Annotated in this window: 23 protein-coding genes; 10 read left to right on the top strand and 13 right to left on the bottom strand. The window is 72.9% G+C overall.

Annotated features, from left to right (window positions below; all coding sequences use genetic code 11):
• Positions 1 to 19 precede the first annotated feature (19 nt).
• The gene (gene glgX, locus ACIPXM_RS24320; RefSeq protein WP_401658879.1) at positions 20 to 2,329 is read right to left on the bottom strand and encodes a glycogen debranching protein GlgX; all 2,310 of its coding nucleotides are present in this window, start codon (positions 2,327 to 2,329) and stop codon (positions 20 to 22) included.
• A gap of 155 nt (positions 2,330 to 2,484) precedes the next feature.
• Here glgX and ACIPXM_RS24315 point away from each other — a divergent pair, with 155 nt between their 5' ends.
• The 6 genes from ACIPXM_RS24315 (at position 2,485) to ACIPXM_RS24290 (ending at position 9,076) form a co-directional block, all read left to right on the top strand.
• On the top strand, positions 2,485 to 3,711 hold the full coding sequence (locus tag ACIPXM_RS24315) for an Ig-like domain-containing protein (protein WP_401658877.1): 1,227 nt from the start codon (positions 2,485 to 2,487) through the stop codon (positions 3,709 to 3,711).
• A 259-nt stretch (positions 3,712 to 3,970) separates the two neighbouring features.
• On the top strand, positions 3,971 to 5,221 hold the full coding sequence (locus ACIPXM_RS24310) for an Ig-like domain-containing protein (RefSeq protein WP_401658875.1): 1,251 nt from the start codon (positions 3,971 to 3,973) through the stop codon (positions 5,219 to 5,221).
• Positions 5,222 to 5,307: 86 nt separating this feature from the next.
• The gene (locus ACIPXM_RS24305) at positions 5,308 to 6,075 is read left to right on the top strand and encodes an enoyl-CoA hydratase/isomerase family protein (protein ID WP_401658873.1); all 768 of its coding nucleotides are present in this window, start codon (positions 5,308 to 5,310) and stop codon (positions 6,073 to 6,075) included.
• 89 nt (positions 6,076 to 6,164) lie between these two features.
• Complete coding sequence (locus ACIPXM_RS24300) at positions 6,165 to 6,680, top strand: ATP-binding protein (protein WP_401658870.1); 516 nt, start codon at positions 6,165 to 6,167, stop codon at positions 6,678 to 6,680.
• Between the two features lie 396 nt (positions 6,681 to 7,076).
• Entirely contained in the window at positions 7,077 to 7,844 is a 768-nt protein-coding gene (locus ACIPXM_RS24295; protein ID WP_401658868.1) for a polysaccharide deacetylase family protein, read from the top strand.
• Complete coding sequence (locus tag ACIPXM_RS24290) at positions 7,844 to 9,076, top strand: hypothetical protein (RefSeq protein WP_401658866.1); 1,233 nt, start codon at positions 7,844 to 7,846, stop codon at positions 9,074 to 9,076. The genes ACIPXM_RS24295 and ACIPXM_RS24290 overlap by 1 nt, the downstream gene beginning before the upstream one ends.
• A 445-nt stretch (positions 9,077 to 9,521) precedes the next feature.
• Here the strand turns inward: ACIPXM_RS24290 and ACIPXM_RS24285 are convergent, their stop codons facing one another.
• Complete coding sequence (locus tag ACIPXM_RS24285; protein ID WP_401658864.1) at positions 9,522 to 10,160, bottom strand: GNAT family N-acetyltransferase; 639 nt, start codon at positions 10,158 to 10,160, stop codon at positions 9,522 to 9,524.
• 74 nt (positions 10,161 to 10,234) lie between these two features.
• Here ACIPXM_RS24285 and ACIPXM_RS24280 point away from each other — a divergent pair, with 74 nt between their 5' ends.
• From ACIPXM_RS24280 to ACIPXM_RS24270, 3 genes are all read left to right on the top strand, one after another.
• The gene (locus tag ACIPXM_RS24280; protein WP_401658861.1) at positions 10,235 to 10,450 is read left to right on the top strand and encodes an EF-hand domain-containing protein; all 216 of its coding nucleotides are present in this window, start codon (positions 10,235 to 10,237) and stop codon (positions 10,448 to 10,450) included.
• A gap of 113 nt (positions 10,451 to 10,563) precedes the next feature.
• The gene (locus tag ACIPXM_RS24275; protein WP_401658858.1) at positions 10,564 to 11,472 is read left to right on the top strand and encodes a CopD family protein; all 909 of its coding nucleotides are present in this window, start codon (positions 10,564 to 10,566) and stop codon (positions 11,470 to 11,472) included.
• A 772-nt stretch (positions 11,473 to 12,244) separates the two neighbouring features.
• Complete coding sequence (locus ACIPXM_RS24270) at positions 12,245 to 13,198, top strand: LuxR C-terminal-related transcriptional regulator (protein WP_401658856.1); 954 nt, start codon at positions 12,245 to 12,247, stop codon at positions 13,196 to 13,198.
• Here ACIPXM_RS24270 and ACIPXM_RS24265 read toward each other — a convergent pair.
• The 11 genes from ACIPXM_RS24265 to ACIPXM_RS24215 form a co-directional block, all read right to left on the bottom strand.
• Positions 13,164 to 14,723: an MmgE/PrpD family protein gene (locus tag ACIPXM_RS24265; RefSeq protein ID WP_401658853.1), complete on the bottom strand. Its 1,560-nt coding sequence runs from the start codon at positions 14,721 to 14,723 to the stop codon at positions 13,164 to 13,166. The two genes, ACIPXM_RS24270 and ACIPXM_RS24265, sit on opposite strands and share 35 nt — an antisense overlap.
• Before the next feature lie 16 nt (positions 14,724 to 14,739).
• On the bottom strand, positions 14,740 to 15,342 hold the full coding sequence (locus tag ACIPXM_RS24260) for a flavin reductase family protein (RefSeq protein WP_401658851.1): 603 nt from the start codon (positions 15,340 to 15,342) through the stop codon (positions 14,740 to 14,742).
• A 4-nt stretch (positions 15,343 to 15,346) separates the two neighbouring features.
• Entirely contained in the window at positions 15,347 to 16,297 is a 951-nt protein-coding gene (locus ACIPXM_RS24255; protein ID WP_401658848.1) for a diacylglycerol/lipid kinase family protein, read from the bottom strand.
• Between the two features lie 68 nt (positions 16,298 to 16,365).
• Entirely contained in the window at positions 16,366 to 17,736 is a 1,371-nt protein-coding gene (locus ACIPXM_RS24250; protein ID WP_401658845.1) for a cytochrome P450, read from the bottom strand.
• The gene (locus tag ACIPXM_RS24245) at positions 17,733 to 19,094 is read right to left on the bottom strand and encodes an NAD(P)/FAD-dependent oxidoreductase (RefSeq protein WP_401658842.1); all 1,362 of its coding nucleotides are present in this window, start codon (positions 19,092 to 19,094) and stop codon (positions 17,733 to 17,735) included. Before ACIPXM_RS24245 ends, ACIPXM_RS24250 begins: the two co-directional genes overlap by 4 nt.
• Positions 19,091 to 20,257, bottom strand: coding sequence for a flavin-containing monooxygenase (locus ACIPXM_RS24240; protein ID WP_401658839.1), 1,167 nt, complete (start codon positions 20,255 to 20,257; stop codon positions 19,091 to 19,093). The genes ACIPXM_RS24245 and ACIPXM_RS24240 overlap by 4 nt, the downstream gene beginning before the upstream one ends.
• An 18-nt stretch (positions 20,258 to 20,275) precedes the next feature.
• Positions 20,276 to 20,758 (bottom strand): hypothetical protein, encoded by a 483-nt coding sequence (locus ACIPXM_RS24235; protein WP_401658837.1) that lies wholly within the window; start codon positions 20,756 to 20,758, stop codon positions 20,276 to 20,278.
• Positions 20,759 to 20,783: 25 nt separating this feature from the next.
• Positions 20,784 to 21,302: a type II toxin-antitoxin system RatA family toxin gene (locus ACIPXM_RS24230; RefSeq protein WP_401658835.1), complete on the bottom strand. Its 519-nt coding sequence runs from the start codon at positions 21,300 to 21,302 to the stop codon at positions 20,784 to 20,786.
• Positions 21,295 to 22,572 carry an aspartate aminotransferase family protein gene (locus tag ACIPXM_RS24225; RefSeq protein WP_401658833.1) on the bottom strand — a complete coding sequence of 426 codons (1,278 nt, stop codon included), beginning with the start codon at positions 22,570 to 22,572 and terminating at the stop codon, positions 21,295 to 21,297. Before ACIPXM_RS24225 ends, ACIPXM_RS24230 begins: the two co-directional genes overlap by 8 nt.
• Before the next feature lie 94 nt (positions 22,573 to 22,666).
• Positions 22,667 to 23,803, bottom strand: coding sequence for an acyl-CoA dehydrogenase (locus ACIPXM_RS24220; protein WP_401658830.1), 1,137 nt, complete (start codon positions 23,801 to 23,803; stop codon positions 22,667 to 22,669).
• Positions 23,790 to 25,463 (bottom strand): aldehyde dehydrogenase family protein, encoded by a 1,674-nt coding sequence (locus tag ACIPXM_RS24215; RefSeq protein WP_401658827.1) that lies wholly within the window; start codon positions 25,461 to 25,463, stop codon positions 23,790 to 23,792. Before ACIPXM_RS24215 ends, ACIPXM_RS24220 begins: the two co-directional genes overlap by 14 nt.
• A 194-nt stretch (positions 25,464 to 25,657) precedes the next feature.
• Between ACIPXM_RS24215 and ACIPXM_RS24210 the strand changes: the two genes are divergently transcribed.
• Positions 25,658 to 26,656 (top strand): bifunctional lysylphosphatidylglycerol flippase/synthetase MprF, encoded by a 999-nt coding sequence (locus ACIPXM_RS24210; RefSeq protein WP_401659173.1) that lies wholly within the window; start codon positions 25,658 to 25,660, stop codon positions 26,654 to 26,656.
• The last annotated feature ends 5 nt before the right edge of the window (positions 26,657 to 26,661 follow it).

The raw sequence follows: 26,661 nt of genomic DNA, 5'->3' as shown, positions 1-26,661 counted from the left end.
CCCGGGCCGCCCGGCGCCGTCAGGCCCGTACCCGCAGCAGCACCACCGACCGGCCCGCCACCGTGAGCGGCGCGCCGCCCGGGTGCCGGGTGCCCGGGGGAGCGGACTGGTCCTCCAGGGCGGTGTCCAGGACCCGCTCGTACGACTCCGCCCAGGGCGGGCCCGGCAGCCGGAACTCCACCGGCCGGGCCCCGGTGTGCAGCACCGCGAGGAAGCTGTCGTCGGTGACCTGCGCGCCGCGCTCGTCCCGGCCCGGTATGTCGCGGCCCGACAGATACAGGCCGAGGCTCTCCGCGGGCGCGTACCAGTCGGCCTCCGTCATCTCGCCGCCCGCCGCCGTGAACCAGGCCAGGTCCCGGAGCCCGTCCGCGCCCTGCGGGAGGCCGGAGAAGAACGCCCGGCGGCGCAGCACCGGATGGTCGTGGCGCAGCGCGACGAGCCGCCGGGTCAGCGCGAGCAGCTGGGCGTTGCCCGGGTCGTCGGTGAGGCTCCAGTCCAGCCAGCCCAGCTCGTTGTCCTGGCAGTAGGCGTTGTTGTTGCCGCCCTGGGTGCGGCCCATCTCGTCGCCCGCGACCAGCATCGGCACCCCGGTCGAAAGCAGCAGCGTGCTCAGCAGGTTCCGCAGCTGGCGGCGGCGCAGGCCGGTCACCGCCGGGTCGTCGGTCTCGCCCTCGGCGCCGCAGTTCCAGGACCGGTTGTCGTCGGTGCCGTCCCGGTTGCCCTCGCCGTTGGCCTCGTTGTGCTTGCGTTCGTAGCTGACCAGGTCCCGCAGGGTGAAGCCGTCGTGCGCGGTGACGAAGTTGACCGAGGCGTACGGGCGGCGCCCGCCCCAGGCGTACAGGTCGCTGGAGCCGGAGAGCCGGTAGCCGAGGTCGCGGACGTCCGGCAGCGCGCCCCGCCAGAAGTCCCGCACGGCGTCCCGGTAGCGGTCGTTCCACTCGGTCCACAGCGGCGGGAAGGCGCCCACCTGGTAGCCGCCGTTGCCGACGTCCCACGGTTCGGCGATCAGCTTCACCCGGCGCAGCACCGGGTCCTGGGCAATCACCGCGAGGAACGGCGACAGCATGTCGACGTCGTGGAAGGAGCGGGCGAGCGCCGCCGCCAGGTCGAAGCGGAAGCCGTCCACGCCCATCTCGGTGACCCAGTAGCGCAGGCTGTCGGTGATGAGCCGCAGCACCTGCGGCTGCACCACGTGCAGGGTGTTGCCGCAGCCGGTGTAGTCGGCGTAGCGGCGGGCGTCGGACTGGAGCCGGTAGTAGCCGCGGTTGTCGATGCCCTTCAGGGACAGCGTCGGGCCCAGCTCGCCCGCCTCCGCCGTGTGGTTGTAGACCACGTCGAGGATGACCTCGATGCCCGCCGCGTGCAGCGCCCGCACCATCCGCTTGAACTCGCCGACCTGCTGCCCGGCCGTGCCGCTCGCCGAGTATCCGGCGTGCGGCGCGAAGTAGCCGATGGAGTTGTAGCCCCAGTAGTTGGTGAGCCCGCGCCGCAGCAGATGGTCCTCGTGCGCGAACTGGTGCACCGGCAGCAGTTCCACCGCCGTCACCCCGAGCCCGCGCAGATGCTCGACCGCCGCCGGATGGGCGAGCCCGGCGTAGGTGCCGCGCAGCGGCTCCGGCACCCCCGGGTGGCGGGCCGTGAACCCCTTGACGTGCAGTTCGTAGATGACCGAGTCCGGCCACGGCGTCTTCGGCCTGCGGTCGTCGGACCAGTCGTCGTCGTCCCGCACGACCACACCCTTGGGCACGTACGGGGCGGAGTCCCGCTCGTCGCGGACGGTGTCGGCGACATGCTGCTGGGGCCAGTCGCGGACGTGCCCGTACACCTCGGGCGGCAGTCCGGTGCGCGCGAAGTCGCCGTCGACCGCGCGCGCGTACGGGTCGAGGAGCAGCTTCGCCGGGTTCCAGCGGGCCCCGGTCCACGGGTCCCAGCGGCCGTGCACCCGGTAGCCGTAGCGCTGCCCGGGGCCGACGCCGGGCACGAAGCCGTGCCAGATCTCGTGGGTGAGCTCGGCGAGCCGCAGCCGGGTCTCGTGTCCTTCGGCGTCGAACAGGCACAGCTCGACGGCCTCGGCGCCGCCCGCCCAGAGCGCGAAGTTGGTGCCCGCGACCCCGCCGGGCCCGACCCGGCAGCGGGCGCCCAGCGGGTTCGGCGCGCCCGGCCACACCGCCCGGCCGCCCGGCGCCCCGCCGTCCGCACCGCCCGGCGCCCCGGCCGGCACCCCGGTCGCCGCGAGGCCCGGCGCCGGGTCCCGCACCCCGCCCCGCGCCCGCTCCACCCGCGCCCGGGCATGCCCGGGCACCGCCTCCTGCTCGGCTGCGCTCGACACCGTCCGGCCTCCCGCGGCTCTCCCCGTGCGAGCGGGCGGCGTCCCGGCCGGAACCGCCCGCACGTGGTCCTGCACCTGTTCTGCCCGCACGGCCGTGCTCCCAACATGCGCCGCACGCACGTTTCCCCTGGAGGGTGGCCGTCGTTGGGCCGGTCGTGAGACATGTACTGAAGCGGGCGGGTTACGCGTGCGCGGTCGCGGGCCTCCTGGTGGCCCTGGGTGCCACCGCGGGCTGCACCGGCGGGGACGGCGGCGGGGGCATCGACCTGAGCCTGCCGGGGAAGGCGCGCGCCCCCGGCGATGTGATCCGGGTGAGCCCGGAGGACGGCACCCGGGGCGTGCCGGCCGAGGGGCCCCTGGAGGTGAAGGTCGACAGCGGCCGCCTCGAACGGGTCACCGTGGTCCAGGTGGAGGACGCGCAGCGGACCGAGGTGGCGGGCGGGATCTCCGCGGACGGGCTGCGCTGGCGCCCCGCCGACGGCACCCGGCTCGCGCTCGCCGCCAAGTACAGCGTGGACGCGGTCGCGCTCGACGGCCACGGCCGCCGCTCGGCCCGCCACACCACCTTCACCACCGTCGTCCCCGAGCACCGGTTCATCGGCTACTTCAAGCCGGAGAACCGTTCCACGGTGGGCGTCGGGATGATCGTGTCGCTCTCCTTCAACCAGGAGATCGAGAACCGGGCCGAGGTCGAACGGGCCGTCAGGATCACCTCGGACCCGCCCGTCGAGGTCGTCGGCCACTGGTTCGGCAAGGACCGGCTGGACTTCCGCCCGGCCACGTACTGGCAGCCCGGCACCCGGGTCACCGTCGACCTTGCGCTCCGCGACGTCGAGGGCGCGCCGGGGGTGTACGGCATCCAGCGCAAGACGGTCGGCTTCACGGTGGGCCGCTCCCAGGTGTCCCTGGTGGACGCCGAGAAGCACACCATGGAGATCCGGCGCGGCGGCGAGCTCCTGCACACCCTGCCGATCACGGCCGGGGCGCCGAAGACCACCACGTACAACGGGAAGATGGTGGTCACGGAGCTGTACGACGTGACCAGGATGGACGGCCGTACGGTCGGTTTCGGCGGCGAGTACGACATCAAGGACGTGCCGCACGCCATGCGGCTCACCGACTCCGGCACCTTCCTGCACGGCAACTACTGGGCGTCCGCGTCGACCTTCGGTTCCGCGAACGTCAGCCACGGCTGTGTGGGTCTGCGGGACGTGAAGGGCGGCGGCGCGGACACCCCGGCCGGCTGGTTCTTCGACCGGACGCTGATCGGCGACGTGATCGAGGTGGTCAACTCGCAGGACAAGCAGGTCTCCCCGGACAACGGTCTCGGTGGCTGGAACATGACCTGGAGCCGCTGGAAGACCGGCTCCGCCCTCGGCTGACCCGCCGCTCCCCGACCCGCTCCCTGACCCGGCCCCCGCCCCGTTCCCCGACCCGCCCACGGCACAGCCGCACCCCGTCCGAGGTGCGGCTTTCGCCCGCCGTACGGCGCTGTATCACGTCAACTGGGACTGAACGGTGACATTCACGAGGAACTTTCGTGTCCCACGGTGTGATTAATTGACGCCGTAGGCGCGGGTCACGCGCATGGGGGTGGGGTCCGGCAGGTGTGCCGGGGCCGCGCGAGGGGAGAACACCATAGTGAACGGGCAGCCGATATCCGGTCGGACCACCGGACGACGCGGCCGAGGCGCGCGCCTCGGCGCGCTGGCGACGGGGGCGCTCCTCCTAGTCCTGACCGCCTGCGGAGGCGGTGACACCGGCGGCGCCAAGGGCGGCACCGACGGCGCGGGCAGCGGCAGCGGTGGCGGCAAGCAGGAGATCGCCGCCTCGCAGGCCGTCGTGACGGTCCTGCCGAAGGACGGCGCCGACGCCGTCGCCACCAGCGGCGCCCTGAAGGTGACGGCCCAGCAGGGCAAGCTGACCACGGTCTCGGTCGCCGACTCCGAGGGCAACAAGGTCGAGGGCAAGCTCGCCGCCGACGGCAGCAGCTGGGAGCCGGTCGGCCACTTGGCGGCCAGCACCCAGTACAAGGTGCACGCCATCGCGCAGGACACCGAGGGCCGCGAGTCCGCCAAGGACACCACCTTCGCGACGCTGACCCCGAAGAACACCTTCATCGGCCACTACACGCCGGAGGCCGGCCAGACCGTCGGCGTCGGCATGCCGGTGTCCATCAACTTCACCCGGGGCATCACCGACCCGGAGGCCGTCGAGCGCGCCATCAAGGTGACGGCGGAGCCCGCCGTCGAGGTCAAGGGCCACTGGTTCGGCAACGACCGCCTCGACTTCCGGCCGAAGGACTACTGGGCCGCGGGCACCAAGGTGACCGTGCAGCTCAACCTGGACGGCGTCGAGGGCCGCCCGGGCGTGTACGGCAAGCAGAAGAAGACGTACTCCTTCACCATCGGCCGCCGCCAGGTCTCCACGGTCGACGCCGCCGCGCACACCATGAAGGTCGAGCGCAACGGCTCCATCGTGAAGGACCTGCTGATCACCGCGGGTGCCCCGTCGACGACCACGTACAACGGCCAGATGGTCATCAGCGAGAAGTTCAAGGTGACCCGGATGAACGGCGCCACCGTCGGCTTCGGCGGTGAGTACGACATCAAGGACGTGCCGCACGCCATGCGCCTGTCCGCCTCCGGCACCTTCGTGCACGGCAACTACTGGGCCTCCGCCTCGACCTTCGGCTCGACCAACGTCAGCCACGGCTGCGTCGGTCTGCGCGACGCCCGGGGCGCCGGTGACAGCTCCACCCCGGCCGCCTGGTTCTACGACCACTCGCTGATCGGCGACGTGGTCATCGTGAAGAACTCGAAGGACAAGCAGATCAAGCCCGACAACGGCCTCAACGGCTGGAACATGTCGTGGTCGGAGTGGACCGCCTGACGGACCCCGCTCCCTCCCGGGGCCCGGTGCGGTTGTGACCAACCGCACCGGGCCCCGGCGCGTTAACGACGGCTAACCTTTCGGGCATGACTGTGAACCTCGAAGTCGCCGAAGGCGTCGGCACGATCCGCCTCGACCGCCCTCCGATGAACGCCCTCGACATCGCGATCCAGGACCGGCTGCGCGAGCTCGCCGTCGAGGCGGGTGAGCGCGCCGACGTACGGGCCGTGGTGCTGTACGGCGGCGAGAAGGTGTTCGCGGCGGGCGCGGACATCAAGGAGATGCGGGACATGGACCACGCGGCCATGGTCGGCAGGGCCCGCGGCCTGCAGGACGCGTTCACCGCCATCGCCCGGATCCCCAAGCCGGTCGTCGCGGCCGTCACCGGCTACGCGCTCGGCGGCGGCTGCGAGCTGGCGCTGTGCGCCGACTTCCGGATCGCCGCCGAGGACGCCAAGCTCGGCCAGCCGGAGATCCTGCTCGGGCTGATCCCGGGCGCCGGCGGCACCCAGCGGCTGCCCCGGCTGGTCGGCCCGTCGAAGGCCAAGGACCTCATCTTCACCGGCCGGATGGTGAAGGCCGAGGAGGCGCTGCGGATCGGCCTGGTCGACCGGGTCGTCCCGGCCGCCGAGGTGTACGAGCAGGCCCACGCCTGGGCCGCGAAGCTCGCCCAGGGCCCGGCGATCGCGCTGCGCGCCGCCAAGGAGTCGATCGACCAGGGCCTGGAGACCGACCTCGACACCGGTCTGACCATCGAGCGGGCCTGGTTCGCGGGTCTGTTCGCCACCGAGGACCGGGAGCGCGGGATGCGCAGCTTCGTCGAAGAGGGCCCGGGCAAGGCCAAGTTCGTCTGACCGGCGGCTCGCTGACAGTCCGTCTGACAATGTGGCCGTTTCGGGGGTCGAATCCCTCGGAACGGCCACGCGCCAGGCTCCGCCCGGCCATGATGGGGGGCATGGCGGGCCTGGAAGGTATGGATCAACCGCGGCAGCGTGGCGGTGCGACCGCCGCACGGTGGGTACCGGCCGCGGAGGACGAACAGGCCGCGGAAGCACTGAGGTTGTACGGGAACCCGGCCGAGGAGGACGCCCGGTTGCCGTCGCGCCCGCAGTCGGCCGCGGTCGCCCGGCGGCTCACCCACTGGGTGGTCGTACGGCACTGGGGACTGAGCGCGCAGATCGCCGAGCACGCGGTGCTGCTCGTCTCCGAACTGGTCGGCAACGCGGTCCGGCACACCGGTGCCCGGGTCTTCGCGCTGCGGATGCTGCGGCGGCGCGGCTGGATCAGGGTCGAGGTGCGCGACCCCTCGCGCGGCCTGCCCTGTCTGATGCCGGTGCACGAGCTGGACACCAGCGGCCGTGGCCTGTTCCTGGTCGACAAGCTGTCCGACCGCTGGGGCGTCGACCTGGCGCCGCGCGGCAAGACCACCTGGTTCGAGATGCGGGTCAGCGACCGCTGAGCCCGCGGCCCCCGCCTCGCCCGGAAACACGAAAGCCCCCGTCCGCCGGGGTACGGCGCCTGGGGGGCTCTCGTGTGTGCGCCGTGGATAGGGGGGGTGTTCCACGGCTGCTTCGTTCGACCTTGCCCGGGTCAATGGGGGTCGTGTCACCGACTATGACACGAGGGAGGGCACGGCGGCAAAAGTCCCTACCGGGGCAGAACCGGACAAACAGTGACAGTTTACCGGTGAATCGTTGGTGACGTGCGGCACTCACCTTTCAAAACATGAATAGGTATGAGGTTCACGGAGTGTTTCCTCGCCCTGTCCGCATGGTGGACGCCTGAATCCGACCCGCAAACGTCCTGAATCGGCTCAATCGTTATCTTTCCGCTCCATTCATCTTTAAATGGACGCGTGATGCCGACCGACCGCCGAGGCGCCCTCCGGGCGGGCGCGGCCACCGCCCTCGCGGGAGCCCTCGCCACCGCCTGCGGCACGGAGCCCCGCCCCGCGCCGCCCCGGCCCCAGCGCCCCGCCCCCGCGGCACCCGTCGCCGCCCCCGCGCCCCGCCGCTATCCCGGCCTGCCCGCCGAGATCGCCCACGGCCCCCGCGACCGCCCCCGGGTCGCCCTCACCTTCCACGGCCAGGGCGACCCCGCGATCGCCCGCACCCTGCTCGGCCAGGCCGAACGGGCCGGCGCCCGGGTCACCGTCCTCGCCGTCGGCGGCTGGCTCGACGAACACCCCGACATCGCCCGGCGGATCCTCGACGGCGGCCACGACCTCGGCAACCACACCCAGCACCACCTCGACATCAACGCCATGACCGAGGACCAGGCACACGCCGAGATCGAGGGCTGCGCCCGTCGGCTGCGCCGCCTCACCGGCTCCGTCGGCACCTGGTTCCGGCCCTCCCGCACCCAGCACGCCACCCCGGCCGTCGTACGGGCCGCCCGGCGCGCCGGATACCCGCACGTCCTCTCGTACGACGTCGACTCCCTCGACTTCACCTCGCCCGGCGCCGCCGCCGTCGTCACCAACATCACCCGGCCGCTGCGCGACGGCTCCGTGGTCAGCCTCCACTTCGGCTACCCCGACACCGTCGCCGCGCTGCCCCTCCTCCTCGCCGACCTCGACCGCCGCGGCCTGCGCGCGGTGACCACCACGGAGCTGCTGAGCTGATGCCGACCCCGCGCCCCTCCCGCACCCGGACGGGAACCCGTACCCGTACCGCCGCCCTGCTGCTCACCACGGCCGCCGCCCTCGCCCTCGGCCCGGTCGGCTGCGGCGGCCCGCGCCCCGCCCCCGACGCCGGACACAGCACCCAGAAGGCCGCCGCCGTCCCCGCCGTCCCCGCCGTCCCCAAGGCCGCCGCCGCGCCCGCCGGACTCCCCGGGATGCCGCCCCTGCTCGCCCGCGACGACGTCTACGCCGCCGACCGGCCGAACCGGCTCTCCCCGGTGGTGCAGGGCTTCCCGTCCCGGGTCTACGTCCCGAACACCAACTCCAACACGGTGTCCGTGATCGACCCGGCCACCTACAAGGTCATCGAGACCATCCCGGTCGGCGTCCAGCCGCAGCACGTCGTCCCGTCCTGGGACCTCAAGACCCTCTGGGTCAACAACAACCGCGGCCACACCCTCACCCCCATCGACCCGGCGACCGGCGTCGCCGGAAAACCGGTCGAGGTGCACGACCCGTACAACCTGTACTTCACGCCCAACGGCAAGTACGCGGTCGTGATGGCCTCCATGGACCGCGAGCTGGTCTTCCGCGACCCGCACACCATGGCGCGGAAGAAGACCGTCCCGGTCACCTGCTACGGCGTCAACCACGCGGACTTCTCGGCGGACGGCCGGTACTTCGTCGTCTCCTGCGAGTTCTCCGGCGAGCTGCTCAAGGTCGACACCGAGAAGATGGAGGTCGTCGGCCAGCAGAAACTGCCCTTCCAGGGCGCCATGCCGCAGGACGTGAAGATCTCCCCGGACGGCAAGACCTTCTACATCGCCGACATGATGGCCCACGGCATGTGGGTGCTCGACGGCGACACCTTCACCACCCCCCGGCTGCTGCCCACCGGCAAGGGCTGCCACGGCCTGTACGTCTCCCGCGACTCCAAGGAGATGTACGTGTCCAACCGGGGCGAGGGCACCGTCTCCGTCTTCGACTTCACCAAGAACGCCCTCACCAAGAAGTGGCACCTGCCGAACGGCGGCTCCCCGGACATGGGCGGCGTCTCGGCCGACGGCAAGGTGCTGTGGCTGTCCGGCCGCTACAACTCCGAGGTGTACGCGATCGACACCACGACCGGCCACCAGCTGGCCCGCATCCCGGTGGGCAGCGGCCCGCACGGGCTTGCGGTGTACCCGCAGCCCGGCCGGTACTCCTTGGGCCACACCGGCATCTTCCGATAGTTCTGTGGCTCGGTTCGCCCTTTTTTCGTGGCTCGGTTCGCCTCCGGGGCGCTACAGCCGAGCTCACAGCACCTGCCGTGCTCGGCCCCTCGTTCCTCGGGGCCTGTGCGCGCCAGGCACTGTTCCCTCGACGCGCCCCTTCGGCTCACTCGCCCGTACGGGCACAGCCGCAACAGCAGTCACCCCCGGGCCAGGCCGCCCCCCGGGGGGCTCAGCCCGCACCAGTAGGCACCCCACCGGTGCGGGCTCACCCTCCGGCGGCGCCTGCTGGTCCGGTCTCACCTGTTGGGCGAGTGAGCCGAAGGGCGCCGTGGGTGTCGAAAGGGAGAGCGCGCGGAGGTCCCGAGGTACGAGGGACCGAGCACGGTCGACCGTCGACACACGCTGAGGCGCCCGGAGGCGAACCGAGCCACAAAAAAAAGGGGGGCGGGCCCGCACCGCTTGCTCACTTGGCGATCAACAGGGCCTCTGCTCCCACCGGCCGGTACCCCGCGCCCTGGAACGCGCGCACGCTGCGGGCGTTGCCGGGGGTCTGCTGGGACCAGATGTGGGGGTCGGGGGTGAGGTGGCGGGCGGCGGTCGCGAGGGCGCGGCCGAGGCCGCGGTGGCGGGCGGTCTCGTCGACCTCGACGGCCACCTCCATCCGGCCCGCGACGCCCCGGCCCAGGGTGACGAGGCCGCCGTCGGTGACCCAGACGCGTACCTCGTCCCGGTACTTCAGGGCGCGTTCGACGCGCGGGTGGTGCTGGTCGTGGATCTCGCGCAGCGGCAGTTCGGGGGCGCCGGGCAGGGCGTCGGCGACGGTCATCAGGTCGATGTGGTCGACGGAGCGGCCGCTGCGGGCGCTCAGCGCGGTCAGGAAGCGCGGGGTCATGCTCGCGGCCAGCGGGTCGGGCGAGGCGGCGGCCAGTTCGGCCCTGATCCACTCGGGGTCCTCGTCGAGGAAGATCACCGAGTGGGCGGTGAAGGACAGCACTCCGGCGTCCCGTCCGCCGGGCTGCGGCAGGATCGTGGTCGAGCCGTCCGGCGCCGGGAAGTCCCCGTTCGCCGCGGCCGTGAGTATGTCGGTCAGTGTGCTGCTCATACCCCCATCATCCGGCACCGGGGCGACCGCTAATCTGACCCCCGACATCGAAGCACCATGAAGGGGCGGAAGCAGTGGCGGACATCGAGTCGGCACGCACGGCATTCAACAAGTTCGACGTGGACGGGGACGGCTTCATCACGGCCGCCGAGTACAAGCACGTCATGGCCGAGATGGGCGACTTCAACGTCACCGAGACGGTCGCCGAGGCGCTCATCAGGCAGCGCGACGACAACGAGGACGGCGTGCTGTCCTGGGACGAGTTCTGGGCGCACCTGAACAAGGCGTGAGCCTGAGCCCCGCCCGGGGCCTGCCCCCTGGGCGCGCGGGCGGGCGGCGACCCGTACCACCAAGCGTACGAAGCTGAGTTGCCGCCCGTCCGGGCCCCGGTGACGATCGTCCGGTGAGTGCTCCCGGACCCTTCGGCACCCCGATCCGCCGGACGGCGGCCGTTCTGGCCGGACTGGCCGTCCTGGCCGTCGCGCTGCTCGGCGTCTCGCTCGCCCAGGTGGGCACCGGCGAGCTGGAGATTCCCGCCGCGGGCAGCATCACCCTGTTACGGCTGCTGGTCGTCGCCGCGCTGGCGGTGCAGCTCGGCGAGATCGTCGGGGTGCGCCTCGCCCGGGCGGGTCCGCTGCCGCGCCGCTGGTCGGTCCCGGCCGCGCTGACCGGCTGTGCCGCGTCCGCGGCCCTGTTGTTCCTGCTGGCCGCGATCAGCGGTCTCGATCTTTCCACCGTGTACGGGCTGCGCGAGGGCCGGCTGCTCCTGGTGACCGCGAACGCGCTGGCGCTGGCCGCGCTGTGCGCCGCGGGCCGCCGTCCCGCGCTGGCGCTGGGGCCGCTGGCGCTGGCGATCGGCGCGGAGGCGCTGCGCGCGCACCCGGAGTCGTACAGTCCGGCGGTGGGTGTCGGGCTGACCGTGGTGCATCTGACGGCGGCGTCGCTGTGGTGCGGCACCCTGCTGTACGTGCTGCGGGTGATGCGGCTGCGCGGCGGTGGCCTGGAGGTGCTGACGCGGTACGCGCGGATGGCCGGGTGGGTGTTCGCGGCGCTGGCCGTCACCGGGACCTGCTCGACGCTGCGGCGGCTGCCGCTGGACGGGGTGGTCAGCACCGCCTACGGTCGGGTGCTGCTCGTGAAGCTGGGTCTGTTCGGGCTCACGGCGCTGCTGGCGCTGACCGCGCGGCGGCGGATGCTGCGGGGTGCGGACGCCGAGGCACCGGCCCGGGTGGAGCTGGGGGTGCTCGGCGCGGTGGTGGTGGTGTCGGCGTTGCTCACGGTCGTTCCCGACCCGCACTGGCTGCTGCCCTGAACCGCTCGCTTCCCCTTTTCGGGCTCATGCATTCCGCATGTGCCGGAATTCGTGGGTGTGAATCAGTTCACATGGCCGAAAATGGCTGGCCGGGGCTCCGGCGGGGTGCGCGGCGATGTGTGTGCTTTGCCGGTAGATACCGCTTTCGCGGTCCGGGCTCGTGTCGGATTGTCGCTCTTTGGTGCCATTTTACAATTCCTTGGTATTTAGGGTCGCGACCCGTGCGGATCGGCCCCGTCGGCGCCGTCCGTGAAGTGACTCTTCGGTAACTATTGGAGGGCGGGAGGGCGGCGCCTAGAATTTTCGGTGATCTTCAATGGCCGAGGGTCCGCTTACGATCGAGAGGAGCTCCGCGGTGTGCTCGGCGCGCCCGTCCGACCCGACATCTGTCAGTGATGTGTTGTACCTGATCGGGGCGCATCACTCCGCGGAAATGAGCGAAACGGTCCGGGCCACCCTGGACCGGGCCCGGATCAGGTTCGTCAGGGGTGACGTGCAGGGCGCCCTCCTTGCGACCAACGAGGCCCTCGACGATCTCGCCGAGGACACCCCCGCCCACCGGGACATCAAGGCTTTCCGGGTACTCGTCGGTTCCATGATCGGAGAGCCCATCGAGCGATGGATTTCGGATGCGGAAGGCCCCGCGAATCCCGATTCCCTCGATGTGGTCACCTTGTGCGTGCAATCACAGCAGAAGTGGCACGAAGGTGATCTCACAAAAGGTTTGTGGTTGAACCAGTCCGCCGTGCAGAAAGCGGGTGGAGTGATTCCCATGTGGCGGCTCTACGCGGATCTGCTGCTCGCCAAAAAATTGATCGAGTTACATGTTTCCCAACAGGTCGTCCGGGTGGTCAGCGACATGCGCGCCACCGTCGACGGCGCCGGACTCCTCGCCTTCAGCTCCCTGCCCGACGCGCTGCTCGCCACCCTCGACCTCCAGGAGGGCCGCTACGACGACGCCATCGAGAAGGCCCGCACCGCGGTCGGCCTCAGCGACCGGCACGCCTCCGCCGTCGGCGTGAAACTGGCCCTCTCCGTCGCCGCCATGGCCCAGCTGCGCAAGGGCAGGACCGACCTCGCCGTCGACGCGCTCACCCGCTTCCACCGCAGATCCGCCTACTACGCCTACCCCGACTCGATCGCCCGGGCCGCCTACGCCGAACTCGTCCTGACCGCCCGCCAGGACGGCCCGCGGGCCGCCGCCGACCAGCTGCGGGCCCGCTGGTCCGAGCTCGCCACCACCTCCGGCTGCCTGGTCGAGGACCCCACCAGGGCCGCCTGGATGATCGCCACCGCCCGCGCCGCCGGGGACGTGCCGCTCGCCGAACGCGCCCGGCTCGCGATCGAGAAGCTGGCCCGGAACAACCCCGGCGTGCCCGCCATCGAGGCCGCCGCCCGCTACGCCCGCGCCGCCTGGCTCGGCGACCCCCCGGCGCCCGAAGGACCCCGGGTGCCCCGGCAACGCCTGACGACCTCCTTCGCGCCGGACGCCGGCGCGGCCGACGCCGACCAGCTGGAGCGGCTCGACTCGCTGACCCAGCGCGAGATCGAGGTCGCCCGCCATGTCACGTACGGGCTCACCAACCAGCAGATCGCCCGCGAGCTGGAGCTGTCCCCGCACACCGTCAACTACCACCTGCGCAACATCTTCCGGAAGCTCGCGATCACCTCCCGGGTCAAGATCGGCCCGGTCATCGCCCTCCTGGACCGGGGGGAGCGACGGTGAGCGCCGCCGCCAGGGCCCGGGCCGTGGCGGCCGGGCCGAGCGCGGCGATGTCCTCAAGGGCGGCGAGGGCCGCCCCGGAGCCGCCGGTGGCGAGGAACTTGGCCCGCACCAGGGCCCGCTGCCCGGCCCGGTCGGTCGCGCCCGCCGCGCCCAGGAACGCCGGGCACTCCTCGCCGACCACCGTGCCGTCCACCAGCTCCACCCGCACCCGGGCGCCGATCGCCATCGTCGCGTCCTCGAAGGTCTCCTCCGGCGGACCGAGCGACGCCACCACCTCGGGCGCCGCGTCCCCGGTCCAGCGGACCAGCTCCGGCCAGCCGAGCGCCCGGTCGCCCGCCTGCCGCAGCGCCGCGCCGAGCGGCACGGTGGCCGCCGCCATGGCCAGCGAGAGCCCCATGTCGTGCTCCACCGTCACTTTGTCGGCGAGCGCCCACCGGTCCGCCCCGGCGAGCGCGGCGGGCGTCAGGTCCGGCGCCCCGAAGCCGCCGGTCAGCAGCAGCGTCGCCACGCCGTAGCCGACCGACAGGGTGGCCGCCGCCACCGAGGTGTCCGGGCCGCGCAGCGCGCCCGCCACCTTCCGCTCCAGCTGCCAGGTCAGCAGCGACCCGTCGACCACGATCCGGGCCACCCGGGCCGCGTCGACCCGGCCGAGCCGCGCGTGCAGCCGCTCGGCGCAGTCGAACGCGGCGTGCAGATAGGCGCTGCCAGGGAACCGCTTGTAGGTGAGGGTGTCGGTGTGCCAGCGCACCCCGAGCAGGGTGTCCACCGCCTCCGGCACCGGCACCGCCGACAGCTCGGCGAGCAGCCCCTCCGGATGCTCCAGGACGTCGTCGGCGCCGCCCAGGCCGTGCGCCGCCGCGTCGCACGCGTCCAGCGCGAGCCGTACCGGCGCCGCCGCCGTGAACGCCTTGACGTGACTTGTCACCACCCCGTGGTGCAGCGGTACGGGCAGGATGCCGAGGGCGAGCCCCAGTGCCCTGCGCCACTCGTCGGCCGGCGCCCCGCGCGCGTGCAGCCGGGCCGCCGCCGCGCTCGCCAGATGGGTGTGGGTGTTGGTCTGGCCCCGGAAGAACGGGCTGAGGATGGTGGCCGCGGTGATCCGGGCCGCGCACTCGTTCGCCGTGACCACCGCGGCGAGCAGCGCCCGGCCGTCCAGTCGCAGCTGCCGGGCCTCGGCGACGGCCACGTTCACCGCGCCCGCCGACACATGCCCGGCGTACGCGACCTCGTCGAAGTCGAGCGCCGTCGCCAGGGCGGCGAGGACCTGGGCGGAGCGGGCCGGGTCCGCCTGGAGCGGCGGGCCGAGGGCGGCGGTCAGCGGTCCGCCCCAGGGGTGCGCCAGGGTGGCCCGGACGGCGGCCAGGTTCGAGATCAGCTGGCTGACCGCCGCCTCCCGGGTGCGGGCCGGGATGTCGTCGAAGCGGACCCGGTGCGCCCAGTCGGCGAGCCGGCCGGTGAGCGTGGGGCCGGGGCCGGGGGCAGCGGCGGTATCGGGGGCGGGGGCGGGGGCGCGGGTGTCGGGCATCGGGGATCGCCTTCGGTCAGAGCCGGGTGGCCAGCGTCGGGGCGGGCACGTCCAGGGCGCGGAAGGAACGGTCGTGCCAGAGCAGCGGGCGGCCGTGGCCGACCCGTACCGAGGTGAGCCGCCCGTACACGACCACGTGGTCGCCGACCTCGGTGGTCGCGTACAGATCGCACCAGCTCACGGCGAGGGTGCCGGGGATGACCGGCACCCCGTCCACCAGGCGCACCTCCTCGCGCAGATCGGTGAGCCGGGAGCCGCCGCCCGGCGGCCGGGCGCAGCGCTCGGCGATGTCGCTCTGGTGGTCGGCGAGCAGATGGACCGCGAACCGGCCGGAGTGCCGCAGGGCGGCGAGGGTCTCCGAGCCGGTGGACAGGCAGCACAGCAGCACCGGTGGGGCGAGCGAGACGCTGGTGACGGTCGAGGCGGTGGAGGCGGACCACCCGGCCGGCCCGCGGGCGGTCACCACGGCCACCCCCGAGGTCAGCCTGCGGTAGTAGTCGCGGCACTCCTCGGCGCTCGGCGCCGTACCGGCCGGGGACCCGCCGACGGGGGCTGTGCCGCCAGGGGCTGTGCCGTCCGGGGGAGTGCCGCCCGGCGGCCGTTCGTCGTGACGGGGCATCGGCTCAGCCCTCCCCGAACCAGGCGGGGGTGTCGGTGGTGGTCAGCACGTCCAGCGCGGCGGGCAGCACCCGCAGCGCGCAGGCGGCGACGCCGCGCGGCATCACCTCGCCGTCGTGCTCGTAGAGCAGCGGCTCGCCGTCGGTCCGCTCCACCACCACCCGGACGCCGCGGCCCCGGACGATGCCCGGCACCTCGTACACGTCGCCGCCGAGCGCGGCCTGCGCGAAGGCGTTCATGTCGGCGGCGGCGGTCACCACCGTGACGTCGAGCAGTCCGTCGTCCAGCATCGAGTGCGGCACCAGGTTCAACAGGCCGCCCCGGTAACGGAATCCGCCGACGATCGTCTCGACGATCCCGCCCTCGTGCACCGCCACCCCGTCGACCGTGACCCGGCCCGGGTACGGCACGTGCTCGGCCATCGCGGCGAGCGCCGCGTCCATCAGCAACTGGCGCCCGCTGCCCGGCAGTTCCGCCGCCTTCAACAGCGTCTGGGCGAACAGGCCGCTGCCCGAGCCGAGCACCACGATCTCCTCGTCGTGCTCCACCTGGGCCAGGTCCAGCGCCCGGGTCCTGGTGCGCCCGGTCGCCACCCGCTCGACCACCTCGGGCCACGGCTCGTCGTTCCACAGGCCGCGGTAGACGGAGTTGCCGGTGCCGCCGGGCGCGACGAGCAGCGGCGGCACCGCGCGGACGCCCGCCGCCCTGGCCCGCCACAGGCCGGAGGCGACCTCGAAGGTGGTGCCGTCGCCGCCCACCGAGACCACGGCGGACGGCGGTTCGGGGTCCGTCACGGCCTTGTGCGCGAGCTCGGCGGCGGTGCCGGGCGCGGTGGTCGTGACGACCTCCACCCGGACCGCGTCCCGCGCGGCCAGTTCCTCGATCAGCCGCTCGCCGTCGCTGCCCGCCGCCGGGTTGAGCACCGCGACCAGGCGCGGGGGTCGGTTCGTTGACATGCCTCTCCTACGTCTCCGTCTACGTTTCGCTGGGTGGTCCGGGGTCCGGGGTCCGGGGGCCGGGCGGCTCAGCGGAGCCGGCGGACGACGCTGACCCGCGCCCCGCGCTTCGGGATCATGGTGATGTGGTTCATGGCGCTCGGCTCGTCCCCCGGGTCGGCGGCGCGCAGCTCCACCGCGCGCAGCACCCCGCACAGCACCGTCTCCACCTCGACCTGCGCGAACGTCGCGCCCAGGCAGCGCCGGGCGCCGCCGCCGAAGGGGATCCAGGCGTTCTGCGGCGGGTTGCCCTCCAGCCAGCGCTCGGGCCGGAACAGATGCGCGTCGGGCCCCCACAGCCGGGGGTCGAAATGCACCGGGCCGATCGACGGCAGCACCGACACCCCGGCCGGCAGCCGGTGGCCGCCCAGCTCGATCGGCTCGGTGAGCCGCCGGGCCACGTTGTGGATGACCGGCCGGACCCGCAGCGCCTCCTTGAACACCCCGGTGCGGTAAGGGTCCTTGGGATCGTCGATGCCCTCGCGGACCCGGGCCAGCGCGGCCGGGTGCCGCAGCAGCCGCTCGAACAGCCAGGACAGCGCGACCGCCGTCGTCTCGTGCCCGGCCACGAGCAGCGTCACGACCTCGTCGCGCACCACCTCGTCGTCCGGCTCGTCCGCCAGGAGCATCGAGAGCACGTCGGAGCGCTCCGCGCGGCGCGGATCGGCCCGGCGCCGGGCGATCTCGGCGTAGATCAGCTCGTCGGCCCGCTCAAGACCGCGCACCACCCGGGTCCAGGGCCAGATCCGGCCGAGCCCCGGCCTGATCCACACCAGGATCTCGGAGAGCCCGATGTCGGCCATGCTGCGCAGCGCGGCGCCGAGCGCGGCGGCCCGGCCCGGGTCGTCGACGCCGAACACCACCCGGACCATGATGTCGAGGGTCAGCGCGTAGGCCCGGTCGAGGAAGTCCACCGGCCGGCCGACCGGCCAGCTCAGTGCCTCCTGCTCGGCCATCTCCCGCATGGCCACGGTCAGTTGGCTGATCCGCTCGTGGTGGAACGGCGGCATCATCCGCTTCCGGGCGGGGCGGTGCTCGGGGGCGTCCAGGGTGAGCACCGAGTGCCTGCCGACGATCGGCACGAGCAGCGAGTTGCCCTCACCGGCGTGGAAGACGTCCGGGGCGCCCTTGAACACCTCCTTGATGTGCTCCGGGTCGCGCAGCAGCACGAACGGGCCGCCGGGCACCACCCGCAGGGTGACCATGTCGCCGTACCGGTCGTGCATCTCGCGCAGATAGTGCTGGCGGGCCCGGCGGAACCGGACGGTCTGCCGGGCCACCGACGCGGTGGGGCCCGGCGGCATCCGGTCCAGGGGCTCGGTGATCGGGACCCGGCCGAGGGTGGCCGACCGCGCCAGCCGTTCGCGCGCGGTCGTCCGGCGCGGTACGGCGATGCTCATGAGGGGTTCTCCGTCCTTGATACGGCGGTACGTGATGCGGCGGGCGCGGCGGACCCGTAGCGGGGCCCGGCGGGTGCGGCGGCGGCCGTCAGATGGTCCAGATAGCGGTCGACGAGCCGTCCGGCGACCCGGCCGCCGGGCAGCCAGGGCGCGTCGGGCCGCAGCCACGGCAGCTCGCCGGGGCTCGGCCCGGCGCCGACGAGACGGCGGGCGAGCAGCGTCCCGTGGTGGACGCTCACGGCGAGCCCGTGGCCGTTGCAGCCGCCCGCGCGGTGCAGCCACGGGTCGGCCGGGTCCGCGCCGAGCACCGGCAGGCCGTCCCTGGTCACGGCGACCGGACCGGCCCAGGTGGAGTCGAGGGCGACGTCGGCGAGGACCGGTGACAGACCCCGGACGGCCGCGAGCAGCCGCCCCGGCCGGGGCGCCAGCCCGCCGTGCGGGCCGCGCTCGACGGCCCCGCCGCCGACCACCAGACGGCCGTCGGCGGTGAGCCGGAAGTACGGGGCGAGCTCGCCGTGCTCGATCAGCGGTTCGGCGCCCAGGCCCGCGAGCGCGGCCAGTTGCTCCGCCGACAGTTTCTCCGTCACCCCGGCCTGCACCCGGACCCCGAGCACCCCGGCGGGGGCCTCGGCGAGCGCGCCGCCGTAGGCGTTGACGGCGACCACCACCTGGTCGGCGATCAGCTCGCCGCCGTCGGTGACCACGGTCGCCAGGAGCCCCCGGCGGACCGACCGGACCTGGCTCGACTCGTGGACGACGAGCCCGAGCCGCTCCCCGGCCCTGGCCAGCCGCTCGGTGAGCGCCGCCGGGTCGAGGGTCGCGGCCGGGCCGTACCGCAGCCCGCCGAGGTACCGCCGGGCGACCGGGGGCAGCAGCTCCCGGTCCACGAACTCGACCTGCTCCGGCGGCAGTCCGAGCAGCCGCGCCGCGTCCCGCTCGCGCAGCTGGTGCGCCAGGGCCCGCTCGTCGGGCGCGACCACCAGCTGGCCGCCGGGGGTGAGGTCGCAGTCGATCCGGTGCCGTTCCACCAGGTCGAGGACGGTCCGGACGGCGGCCACCGACCACAGGTGGGCGGCGCGGGCGACCTGGTCGCCGTACCGCTTCCTGGCGACCTGGAGCGACGGGCCGAGCCGCGGCCCGAGCAGCCCGGTGCCCCGGCCGCTGGCGCCCGCGGCGACCCGGTCGGCCTCCACCACCCGGACCGTCAGTTCCGGTGCCAGGGTGAGGAGTTCGAGCGCGGTCGCGAGCCCGGTGAGGCCCGCCCCGATCACCACCACGTCGCAGCGGTGCCGGCCGCGCAGCCGGGGCCGGGTGGCCTCCTGGCCACCGGCCCACGGGGTGGGGTTGCCGGTCGTCATCGCCTGCTCCGCAGCTGCCCGGCGAGCCCGCCGAGCCGCCCGGCCCCGGAGATCGCGCGGGCGATGGCCCGGGCGTCCACCGCCATGTCGGGCAGCTGGCCCGGCGGCAGCCGGTAGCCCTGGAAGTACAGGTGCGGCGCGTGCGGCAGGGTCCGCGCGCCGTGCACCAGGGGCCGCCCGCCCGGCTGCGACAGCACCCGCAGATGGCCCAGCAGGCCCTCCATGTCCGGGCGTTGGCCGGTCGCGGAGATCACCACGTCCGGCTCGACGCGGGTGCCGTCGTCGAGCAGCACCGCCTTCTCGTCGAAGCCGGTGACGCCGCGGACGATCCCGATCGAGCCGTCCCTGACCCCGGCGATGAGACCGCGGTCGATGGCGCCGTACGCGTGCCCGATGCGCGACGTGCCCGCCATCGTGCCCTCCTTCGGCTGCGGGATCCCGTACCGGGTCAGATCGCCCCACTGCATCCGGTGCATCAGCAGGCTCGCCCGGTTGACCAGCCAGTGCGGCAGCGGTCCGTGCTTGATCGCCTGGCAGAGCAGCGAGGTGGTGGGGCTCAGCTTGAACAGCACCGGCATGTTGCGGATCGACATCCGCACCCGGGAGGCACCGGCCTGGGCCGCCGCCACCGCGATGTCGATGCCGGTCGGCCCGCACCCCACCACCAGGACGTCCTTGCCCACCAGACCGTCGGGCACCGTGTAGTCCCGGGCGTGCAGGAACTCGCCCTGGAACCCGTCGAGCCCCGGCCAGTCCGGCACGAACGGCTTGCGGTGCAGCCCGGTCGCGATCACCAGATGCCCGGTCCGCAGGTCCCCGGCGTCGGTGCGCACCACCCACTGCCCGTCCTCCCGGTCCACCCGCCGGGCGTCGGTCCCGAACAGCACGTCGGGCGAGAGCACCTCGATGTACTTCTTCATGTACGTGAGGAAGTCGTTGCGCATCGGCCACGGCCCGTACTCCGCCGAGAGCCGCATTCCCGGCAGCGAGCTGAGCCGCCGCCAGGAGTTCATCCGCAGCGAGGGGTAGTACGAGTGCCAGGTCGAGCAGGCCCGGTCCTCGCGGTCGACGAGCAGCGGGTCGTACCCCGCCTCCTTCAGGGTCCAGGCCACCGCGAGGCCGCCGGGGCCCGCGCCGATGATGATCGGGCGTTCCTTCGTCATGGACATGCGCTCCTCACCTCAGACCCGCTCGGCGGCGGCGTGCCGGGCGTCCGGCCGGTCCGGTCCGGCGAGCCGGCTCTCGAACTCGGCGAACGCGGGCAGCCGGACCGGCTCGAACGGCACCTTGAACGACTTCAGGAAGTTCCCGAACAGCGCGCGGTCGCCGCACAGATGGATGGGCACGGCGAGCAGCGCCCACTCGAACCCCGCGACGAGCACCCAGACGCCGACCACGGCGGCGTTGGTGACCAGGCTGTGCATGGTGTTGTAGAGGACGTAGTAGACCTTCGGGATCCGGCCGCCGGGGGCGCGCCGGAACGCCACCGCCCCCGGCAGATAGCCGATCACGTCGATGTAGACGAACAGCAGCACCGCCGCCCACCAGCGCACCTCGGACAGGTGCAGCAGCATGAGCACCGAGCACAGGACGAGCGCGACCCCGTACTCCAGGCGCAGCAGCCGGTAGGTCGCCTTGCTCTCGAACCGGTTCAGATGGTCCATCGTGGGCTCCTCGGGGTCCTCGGGCTCACGCGGCCGACACCGGGCGCGGCGCCGCCGCCCCCGCGAACCGGGCCCGGATGACGGCGGCGACCGCCGGGTCGTCGAGGACCGTGACATTGCCGAGGAGGCTGCCGACGATGGTCGCGATGGCCTCCTTGAGCACCTTCGTCGCGATCGGCTCCAGGACGCCCGCCAGGGACGGGATGCCGAAGTCGAAGGTCACCTCGAAGACCACCTCGCAGCCGCCCTCGGCCGTGTCGACCTGCCAGGAGCCGCGGAACAGCTCGAAGTCGCCCTCGGTCTGCTCGAACACGATCCGGCGGGTGTCCCGCTGGATGTAGTCGATCTCGGACCAGCGCAGCGGCCCGTTGCGGAAGAAGATGTCCCAGTCGCTGACCAGCGGGCCCGGCCCGTCGGACGGGTGCACCACCACCGAGCGGACCTCGTCCACCAGGTCGGGGTAGCGCTCGAACTCGGTGATCCGCTGGTACGCGTCGTCGGCGTCGACGCCGGTGGAACGCAGGGTCAGTCGCAGGCTACGCATGGGTGAGTACCTCGTATTCGGGATTGCGTTCGGCGACCTGCCGGGCCGCCCGGTCGAAGCGCTCGACGAGGAACTCGACATCGGAGTCCGTCATCGTCGCGGGGGGCGTGAACCGCACCACGTGGTCCGAGTTGAGCGACAGGTTCGCCACCACGTCCTGGCCGACCAGCGCGATGAACAGATCGGCGGCCATCGCCGGATCGGCGAACTCGGCCCCGATCAGCAGCCCGGCGCCGCGCACCTCGTGCGGATGGTGCCCCAGGTGCCCGGCCAGGATCCGGGTGAGGTCGGCGGTCAGCCGGCGGCCCAGCGAGGCCGCCCGGGACACCAGACCGTCGTCGCGGATCGCCGTGATCGCACCGCACACCGCGGCCATCGCGATCGGCGCCGCCGAGAACGTCGAGGTGTGCAGCACCGGGTCGCGGTCCAGGACCGCGAACACCTCCTCGGTCGCCACCGTCGCCGCCACCGGGATCACCGCGCCGCCCAGCGCCTTCCCGGACAGCAGGATGTCCGGGCGCACCTCCTCGGCGTCCACGCCCCACCAGCGGCCCAGCCGGCCGAGACCGGTCTGCACCTCGTCGATCACCAGCAGCGCCCCGTGCCGGGTGCAGGACTCCCGCACCGCCCGCAGATAGCCGGCCGGCGGCACGATCACCCCGGCCTCGCCCTGCACCGGCTCGACGATCACGCAGGACTCGCCGGGGTGCCGGGCGAGCACCGCGTCGAGCGAGGCGGCGTCCCCGTACGGCACATGGGTGACGTCCGGCAGCAGCGGCCGGAACGGGTCCTGGAAGGTGCTCTTCGCGGTCAGCGACAGGGCGCCCAGGGTCTTGCCGTGGTAGCCGCCGGTCATCGACACCAGCCGACGCCTGCCGTTGAGCCGGGCCAGCTTGATCGCGGCCTCCACCGCCTCGGTGCCCGAACCGGAGAAATGGATCCGGTGCAGGCCCGGCGGGGTCACCGAGGCCAGCAGCTCGCCCGCGCGGGCCGCCGCCGGATCGAGGAAGATCCGGGTGCCGATCGGATGCCGGTGCAGCTGCCGCTCCACCTCGCGGACCACCGCCGGATGCCGGGCGCCGGTGATGAACACCCCGTAGCCGCCCGCGTTGAGATACCGGCGGCCGTCGCTCGTGGTGAGCCACGCCCCGGACGACTCGACCTCCACCTGACCGCCGAGCACCTCGGCCAGCCGGGCCCGTCCGGAGCTCATGGTGCGCCGGTACGCCGCGGACACCCGGGCGTCGTCGAACTCCGCTTCGCTCTTCATCGCTGCCTCCACTCCTCACTTCCGGCCGGAACGCGCACGGGCGCGGGTACGGGTACGGGTACGGGCACCGGTACGGGTACGCGCAGGGCCCGGCTCACTCGAAACGGACCACGCCGCCGCGGAAACCGGCCGCGAGCGCCGCCGCGGTCGACGCCTTCGACGGCGGGTGGAACGACACGCAGTGGGTCGCCGCGAGCAGATAGGCGACGTCGGCCGAGCCGATGTACGCCATGCCGCCGAGCGCCTCCACCGCCCTGCGGGCCGCGTCGACGATGGCCTCCTGGGCGGCGTAGCGGGCGGTCAGCGCCCTCGCCAGGGCCGCGTTGTCGCCGTCGCCCGCGATCAGCTGCCGGGCGATGCCCTCCAGGAGCTGGGCGGCGGTCTCGATCCGGACGCCGAGCTCGGCGACGGTGGCGGGGGCGACCCGCGGGTTCGCGAACGCCTTCTCCACCAGCGCGCTGGCCATCCCCAGGTAGCAGGAGGTGATCAGCATCTCGAACCACATCAGACCGATCGTCTGGAGCTCGTCGATCTCGCCCCCGTCGCCGGTCTCGGTCGGCACCAGCAGCCGCTCGTCGACGAACACGTCGGTGAGCCGCACCTCGTCGCTCTCCGCGCCGCCGAGCACGTCGCTCTTCCAGAACGGGTGCACCGACACGCCCTCGGTCTCCGCGGGCAGCAGCATCAGCACCGTCTCCGGGGTGCCGTCCTCGCGCGGCAGCACGATGCTCGCCGACAGCAGGTCCATCGAACGGGACATGCTGCACGGCTTCTTGGCGCCGTTGACGATCACGCCGCCCTCGGCGCGGACCGCCGAGACCGTGGGGGAGAGGATGCCCTGCCCGGCGTTGCCCTCGGCGAAGCCCGACGACACCAGCAGGTTCTGGGTGGCGATGCCCTCCAGGAGCGCCCACTCGACCCCGCTGGACCGCAGGCTCTCGGCCAGCGTGAAGATCGTCGCGACCGAGAAGTGGTGCATGGTCGACGCCACCGCGAGGGACGGCGCCGCGGCCCCGATCGCCCGGGTCACCTGCACCGCCTCCAGGGCGGTCGCGCCCCGCCCCGCGTACGCCTTGGGGATCACCAGGGCGGGCCCGCCGGCCGCCTTGAACAGGTCGAGGCCCGGGTTGCCCGGCTTCTCCAGCTCGGCCAGGGGCAGTTCGGCCAGCTTCGACAGCAGACCGGGCAGATGGTGCTCACAGACCGCGCGGGCCTCGTCAAGCGATCGCAACGCCGCTCTCCTCTTCGTGGGATCCGTTCGATTCGTGGGATTCGTGGGATTCGGCCGATGCGTCCGACGGGCGGGACGGCCGTCCGACCACCGAGACGCCCTGTAGGTGGGTGGTCCGCAGGACCGGGTAGTTGGCCTCGCCGAACGCGCCGCCGGTGAGCCCGGTGCCGCCGTGCGACGGCAGCGGCGCGGTGAACGCGATGTGCGAGTCGTTGACCTTCACCAGGCCGCCGGTCGCCACATCGGCGACATAGCGGTCGACGACCTTCTCGTCGCGCGCCCAGAGTGAGTTGCGCAGCCCGTACGCGTTGGAGTTCACGAACTCCATGCAGGCGTCGAGCAGCGCCTCGTCGCCCATCACCTCCGGCACCACCACCGGAAGCAGCGGGAAGAACGTCTCCTCGCGGACCGCCCGCACCTCACGGGCGCGGCGCAGCCCGTCCACCCGCAGCACGGTCGGCTGCAGGAAGAACCCGGCGCTGTCGTCGACGGTCCCGTCGAGCGCGAGGCCGTGCCCGCCGGTGACCACCTCGGCGCCGCGCTCCACCGCGTCGGTCAGGAAGTCGTGGAACTTGTCGTGCCGCAGCACCGGCGACAGATGCACCCCCGGCTGGTCCGGATAGCCGGGCCGGAGCCGCTCGGCGCGCTCCGCGACCTTCGCGATCAGCGCGTCCGCGATCTCCGGGTGCGCGATCGCCTGGTTCGGCACCATGCACAGCTGCCCTGAGCCGTAGAAGCTCTCGGCCAGCGCGTCCGCCGCCCCGTCCAGGTCGGCGTCCTTCCACACCAGCACCGCGTCGTTGCCCGCGAGTTCCAGGATCGGCTTCTTGCCCGCCTCGACACAGCGCCGCTCCAGCTTGAGCCCGGCCGGAACGTCACCGAAGAACATGACGTCGTCGACGAGCGGGCTCTCCAGCCAGGCGTCGATCATCGGCGCCGGGTTGCCGCACACCACGTTGAGGACGCCGGGCGGCGCCCCGAGCTCGTCGAGGATCGGCGCGATGATGTGCCGCAGGGCGTAGCTGATGCCGTACGGGGCGGTGCGCGGCGCCCGGATCACGGCCGCGTTGCCACCGGGGATGCACATCGTCCCCAGCAGCGCGCTGACCAGCGGCGCGTTCGCGGGCGGGGTGATGCAGACGACGCCGTCGGCCTGCCGCCGCACGATGTTGCGGCGCCCGTCGACCTGGAACTCCTGGTGCAGCTGGGTGCGCAGGAAGGCGGCCGACTCCGGCCGGGCCAGCTCCCGCATGCCGGAGATCTCCCAGCGGGCGAGCTCCAGCGGATGCCCCTCCAGGGTGAGCAGCTCCACCAGTTCGTCCCTGCGCTCCTCGATGGTGGCGCGCAGCAGCTCCATCCAGCCGTCGAAGCGCACCGACAGCGGGGTGGCCCGCCAGGTCCGCACCGCGTCCGCCGCCGCCTGGAGCGCGTCCTCCACGGTCGCCTTGTCGGCGAGCGCCACCCGGCCGGCGATGACGCCGGCGGGCACCTCGGCGGGGGAGACCGTGCCGGCCTCGAGCCGCCGTTTCAGGGTGAGACTCGCGAACGAGTCGTCGAGCACGGAGCGGGCCGAAAGCACATAGACCCACTTGCCGCTGTCGATGTCCTTGCCCCGCACATAACTGCTGAGCGTGGGGATTGTCTGCGTCTCGGCTGCCAAAGTGACCCCGCTAGATAGATGTCCGCACCGGCGGCGCGATGAGGTGCGCCTCGTTGTCGGCGCTGCGACAGGAAGTATCGACAGCGCCCCTGAAACGGGCCTGACATCCCGGGCCGGCCGAAGTGGGGCGCGTGTCAGGGCGGCCCGTTAGCTTCTGGCCGACCCTTTTCCGTAGGTGAGGACAGAGCATGCAGATGCCCGACTCGCTCCGGCCGGAAGGCTCCGGACCGATCGCCTCGGCGCTGGAACGCCACGCGGACAATCCCAGCGCCTTTCTCGCCCTCAACCGGGGCAACCGGTACTTCCGCCACGACGGCCTCGACGGTTTCGTGTGCTATCGGGTGCAGGGGCGTCGCTGGATCCAGTTCGGCGGGCCTTTCGCGGACCCGTCCTGTGCGACCGAACTGGAATCCCGGTTCCTCGACCACGCCCATGAGAACGGCTGCAAGGTGATCGGCGCCCAATTGCAGCGGGCCGACGCCGAACTGCTCGGCGGGCTCGGCCTCACCGTGAACCAGGTGGGTGCCTCGTACGCCGTGGGCCTGAAGGAGTTCAGCCTGCGCGGAAAGCGTTTCGTGCGGCTGCGGAACAAGATCTCCCGGGCGGTCCGGGCGGGCCTGGAGATCGCCGAGGTCGACCCGGCGCACGTCGCCGACGAGATCGGCGCGATCAACGAGCGCTGGCTGCGCGACAAGGGCCGGCACACCAAGGAACTCGCCTTCCTCATCGGCGAGATCGGCGGCGACTGGCAGCCGATGCGCAAGCTGTACGTGGGCCGCATCGACGGCGTGGCCATCGCCTATGTGTCGTACGCGCCGGTCTGGGGCACCCGTCCCGGCTGGCTGCACGACCTGAGCCGACGGCTCCCGGACGCCCCGCCCGGGGTGATGGAGGCGATCAACTCACAGGCCATCGAGGACATGCGGGCGGCCGGGACCGAGTGGCTCCACTTCGGCTTCACCCCGTTCACCGGCCTCGACGAGGACCACGAACTGCCGGCCGCGAGCCGGACGGCGGCCAAGGTCGTCCGGTGGATCGCCGAGCACGGTGACCGTGTCTACCCGGCGAAGAGCCAATTGGAATACAAATCCAAGTGGTATCCCGACGCCGTCCTTCCCGAGTACTTCGCCTTCGACGGCGGCCTTTCCCCGCGTTCCCTGTGGAGCGTGGCCAGGGCGACCAACATCATCTGAAGGGA

This window comes from Streptomyces sp. NPDC090025 (genome assembly GCF_044748125.1).
Classification (GTDB): Bacteria; Actinomycetota; Actinomycetes; order Streptomycetales; family Streptomycetaceae; genus Streptomyces.
This window is presented reverse-complemented; position numbering and strand designations above follow the sequence as displayed.